Annotated in this window: 1 protein-coding gene; it reads left to right on the top strand. The window is 43.4% G+C overall.

What is annotated here, in order from left to right:
- A partial coding sequence (locus PVV66_RS09020; protein ID WP_273719506.1) for a hemagglutinin repeat-containing protein occupies positions 1-5345 on the top strand: 5345 nt, incomplete at both ends.

Below are 5345 nucleotides of genomic sequence, written 5' to 3'. Positions count from 1 at the left end.
GTGAGGTTGACAGCACCGAGACTGGATTTAAGCAATAATCGTTCTCATATTTACACGCCGCAAACGCTGTATTTAAAGGGGGATCATATTGATGTCTCGGGGAGTGAATTAACGTATGGCGGTTTGGATTTTAACAGCACCAATGTCCTTGATATTCACCATGCACGGTTGCAAGCTGTGATAGATCAGGGGGGGAGTGGCAATATTCTTTTTGTAGCTCCAGGGGTTCTGGTTGATGAGACAACATCAGTTTTAGCAGCACGAGATTTTGCCATCAAAACAGGGGAGTTGCACAATAATGGTCAATTGGCAGCGGGTCAGAATTTAGCCTTTAGCGTGACAGGGAATGTGACCAACAACAAAACCGGTTTAATCTATGTGAAGGGCAATGGTGCTCTCAAAGTTGATGGGGCTTTGTTGAATGATGCTGGTGTCGTTATGGCAGAGGGTGATTTATCTTTTACCAATGCGGCAGGCAGCGGAAAGAGCCTTTCCCTTGTCAATAAAGCGGGTTTAATTCAGGTAGGGGGAAACTTAAATATTCAAACAAAAAACTTGCAAAATGAAGCCGATAGTACGCCTAAAATAGAGGAAAAAAAGGAATATAACGATGTTTCTTTCCAAAAACCAGAAGGGGCTGATCGGCTCAGTGATGGGATGTTATATAACGATTTAAAATCGGGTTTTTGGGGAAAAGGGTACCATAATACTTGGATATGGGGTTTGATAGACCGTGGCTTTATATTCCAACAGCAGCTCTGGGCGAGCAAAGAAGAAACCTATGGCACAGCAACATTAAAAGATGGAACAGCCTATAAGGCTTTTACTTGGGAATACAGCGGAAAACAGAATGAGATAAAACGGTATAACTGGAATAATAATTCATACATGAGCGATAAGACTGTTACGCAGTGGTTTTCGCATAAACCAGCTGTTCAGGGGATGATACAATCTCACGGTAATCTTATTATTAACGCTGATGATATTGAGAATAACTATAGCATTATAGAAGCAGGGGGCAATGCGGATATTCATGCGAATGTGCTGACCAATGTAGGGGCAACAGCCTATAAAAATACTTATCTTGGTTGTCATGCCAATACAGATGCTTATTGTTATGCTTATAACGCCGATGGCAGCCGTAATGGTAGCCTCGATATAGCCAATGGTGCTTCTCGCCAGACTGGTTCAGAAGTTCTCGATACTGTTCCTGGTCTTGTGCAAGCGGGTGGCACTTTAAATCTAGTGGTAGATCAACTCAACAACAAGGCAGCCGAAGGCTCCATTACAGGGGATGCGCATTTTGAAGCCAAAGTGGTTGGAGGTAATCCACTGGAGGCGCTGAACGGTTTAACCGGGGCTGGTGCTTTGTTTACACCAAAAGTGGATCTCAATAATTCAGGGGATCTTTCTGAGGGGCTTCCTTTGCCAAAGCCTCAATCGGGCGGTGTTGGGGGCACGCTGCCCAACCAGAATTTCCTTTATGAAACGCGGGCAGAATTCCTTGATGTTGGTAAGTTTTATGGCTCAGCCTATTTTTTGAACAGAATTGGTTATAAGCCAGATCAGGAGATTTTCTTCTTAGGGGATGCTTATTTTGAAAAGCAACTGATTGAAAAACAAATGCGTGATCTTGTGGGGCAAGGCTTAGGCAAAGGGTCGTTTATTCCGGGAAAAGATTCGATTGAACAAGTTAAAACCTTGCTGGATAGAGGGGCAGACTATGCCAAAGCCCACAATCTCCCCTTTGGTGAGCCTTTAAGTGAAGAACAATTGGCTTCATTAGAAGCGCCGATGGTGATTTATGTACGTCAACAAGTCAAGGGCATGGAGGTTTATGCACCGGTGCTTTACATTCCAGAAAAAGACAGAGCCTCCTTTGTTTCTGCTGGGGCTTTGATGATGGGTGATGATGTCAATATGACCACAAAAGACTTGGTCAATTCAGGGCGGATAAGTGCACCCCATAACTTATCTGTGCAGAGTGATGATATTTTGAGTAAAGGGGGACATTTTGCAGCCGGGAATGATGTTGTTTTGCTTGCACAAAACAATATTCGTTTGGAGGCAGGGCGCACAATGGTTGACGGTGTGGAGACAGTGTTAAACACTAATGCCTTGTCTTCTGGGGGCAATGTGAGAGTTTTCGCTAAGCAAGATATCACAGCCTCAGGGGTGAAGGTCACCACAGGGGGTGATCTTGCCATGGCCACAGAGCAGGGTAATTTAACAATCGGTGCTGTTAAAACCGAGCACCATGATGCGCAGGGTGATGCCTCTATGCATCAACAATCGGAAGTTCATTCTGGGGGGTCAACAATACTTCTTTCTGGAAAAGATCTGAATATTCTAGGTTCTGAAGTTCAAGCGCAGGATAATCTTTTCTTGCAAGCAAAAGAAAACGTTTCGATTGATGCCACACGCAATAGTGCAAATCGTTCGACAGATCATGAAACCTCCCATATCGCTTTGCACAATGGCTCTCATTTAAGTTCTGGAAAAGATGCCACTGTTCTCTCTGGAAAAGATATCCATTTTTCTGCTTCTGATATGGATGTGAAGGGCAATGTTGCTCTTGGTGCTCAAGGGGATATCACAATAGATACCAAATCCGATGAAATGGCGTATCATCTTCAGAATAAAAACCTTAAAGTGGATATGCAAGCCTCGCGAGCTGTTGGTTCTTCCATCAATGCTGGGGGTGATATTACGGCTATTGCAGGGCAGGATGGCAAACCACATGATCTCACCATCACAGGCAGTTCCGTTACGGCTGATGGCAAGGTAGGGTTGAAAGCCAGCCACGATGTTCTCATCAACAATGCAGAAAATAGTTTCAATTATGAGATGTCCTACCATAAAGAGGGTGGGTTGTTCAGTAGCAGCAAATCCCAGCATAACAAGATTGATGCTACGCAAGTTTCCGGTTCACTCATATCGGGGGGTAAAGGCGTTGCCATTGATTCAGGAAACAACACGAAAGTTGTTGCCTCGATACTCACAGCCGGTAAGACAGGGGAGACTTCAGGAGCAAAAACGCCAGAAGACCAAGCAAAAGCCGATATTACCATTCACTCTGGTGGAAATATTCTCATCAAAGGGGAGCAAGAGAAGTATGATCAACAAGCACAATCGTCAGAAAGTGGCTTTTTGAGTAGCAAATCTTCCGATACAGCTGAATCGCATAGCACAACGGTTTCCTCCATTCTTGGGGCGACGGGCAACATTGTGTTGGATGCCAAAAAAGAGGCCACGATTACTGCTTCTGATATGATTGCCAATGAAGATATCAATGTGTCAGCGAACAGCGTGACGATTAATGGCATGACAGATCACCATGAGAGCCATTCAGAAACCCATGAAACGGGTTTTGGAGTTGGTTCAGGCAAGGGCTTTACCTCAATCTATGGCAGTGAATCAAAGACAGAGAATGAAGAAAGTTTTGAACATCAAGGCTCTTCGCTCAATGGTAAAAATATCACTATCACCGCCAAAAAAGACGATGTGAACGTGGTGGGTTCTGATTTTATAGCGCAGGAAGATATCAAGCTTTCGGCAGCCCATGATATCAATGTTTTGCCTGGTCACAATAGTCATAGCACAAACACAAAAGAAGAACGCACAGGCTTTGGTTTTCAGTTTGAAGAGAACTGCAGTGGTGTTTCTTTAGGGATTGGTGTTGCAGGTGCTAAAAATACGAGCAATGAAAAGGAAAAGACTAATGTTCAATCAAATTTCAAGGCGGGCAGAGATGTGCAGTTTAATGCCGGCAATGATGTGAACTTACAAGCGACAAATGTTTCGGCAAATCGTGATGTCAACATTGATGCGGGCAATAATATCACATTATCGGAAAGTTATGATACCTCTAATGCTAAGGAAAAACATGAAAATTTCTTTGCCGGTGTCACAGGTTCTGTCAATGTTGGCATTCTTGGTACGGTACAAGATATAAGAGATGCAGGCAAAAATGTTGCTCATGGGAATGCTGAGCAAAAAATCGGCTATGGTTTGATTGGTGGTTTAAAAGGCTATGATCTCTATAAAAAAGGCAAAGATTTTTATCGTGGGATAAAGGGTGGAGCAAGCAAAAAAGACATTCTTAATATGGCAGATGTTTCGGCCAGCATTACGGCAGGTTTTAAGTTTAATAAAGAAGAGTCATTTTCTCAAACTTCAACCGTAGTCACAGATACCATAGAAGCAGGGCGTTCTATTAACATGAACGCTCACAAAGGCAGTATCCATGGTGTTGGCGCTGATCTTATTGCTGGCACAAACCCTCTGATCAATGATGAACAGAGCGGGAATATTAACTTGAGCGCGGGGCAAGATATCACCTTTGAAAGTGCAAAAAACACGCAAAGCACACAAAATAACAATGAAAGCGCTTCAATGAATGTTGGGGTTAACGTGACTCCTAGTGGCTCAGAGGGGACGGTGGATGCCTCCTTTAGTAGAGGAAATAGTTCCAGTGAAGAAGTGCAGCACAAGAACAGCCATATTATAGGTACCGGCACTGTTCATACCAACAGTGGGAGAAACACTACACTGGCAGGGGCAGTGATTTTTGGAGATCGTGTAGAGATGGATGTTGATGGTGATTTCAGCATTACCAGCCAGAGTGATACGAAACAAACTTCCAGTAAACAAAACTCTTTTTCTATTGGGATTCAGGGGTTGGGAAAGGCTAATAGTACATCAATAGATGCTTCTTACCGAAGAGATAGATCCTCGAGTGATTATCACAGTGTTGTGGAACAATCAGGCATTAAAGCAGGTGATGGCGGCTTTGATATCAAAGTTAAAAATCAAACAGCACTCACTGGAGGGATTATTGAAAGTACAGCTTTGGCAGACAAAAATCGTTTGATTACAGGAACCATCACCACCAGTGATATCACCAACAGTGCTCATGCACAAGCCAAGAGCGATGGGATGAGCGTTTCAGCGAGTGTTCCCGTGAAGCCAAGCAAATATGATATTGGGAAAAACATTGCTCAAAATGCTTTAGGTTATGCTAGAGAGAAGGATTCAAGCGAAGGATATACCAAATCCGCTATCAGTAATGGCACCATCATCCTTACTGATGAGGCTGGGCAGAAGGTATTGACAGGGAAAGGCGTTGAACAAACTGTAAACTCCATCAATCATGACACTTCTGAAGCCCACGAAGCTATAGAACCAATAAATGTAACCTCTCTTGAGGATGTAGTTCGTAAGCGCCTAGATATAACAAAAAAACTACTACAAGAAGGTTTCAAGCATACTGATAAATTCGTTAAAAAGCATGCTGATAATGCTGCTAAAAAGCGTACGGATGATGCCGCTAAAAAGCATGCTGA

The organism is Bartonella sp. AU16XJBT, assembly GCF_028618665.1.
Lineage (GTDB): Bacteria > Pseudomonadota > Alphaproteobacteria > Rhizobiales > Rhizobiaceae > Bartonella.
Note: the sequence above shows the minus strand (reverse complement) of the source record. Positions and strands in the feature narration are given on the sequence as shown.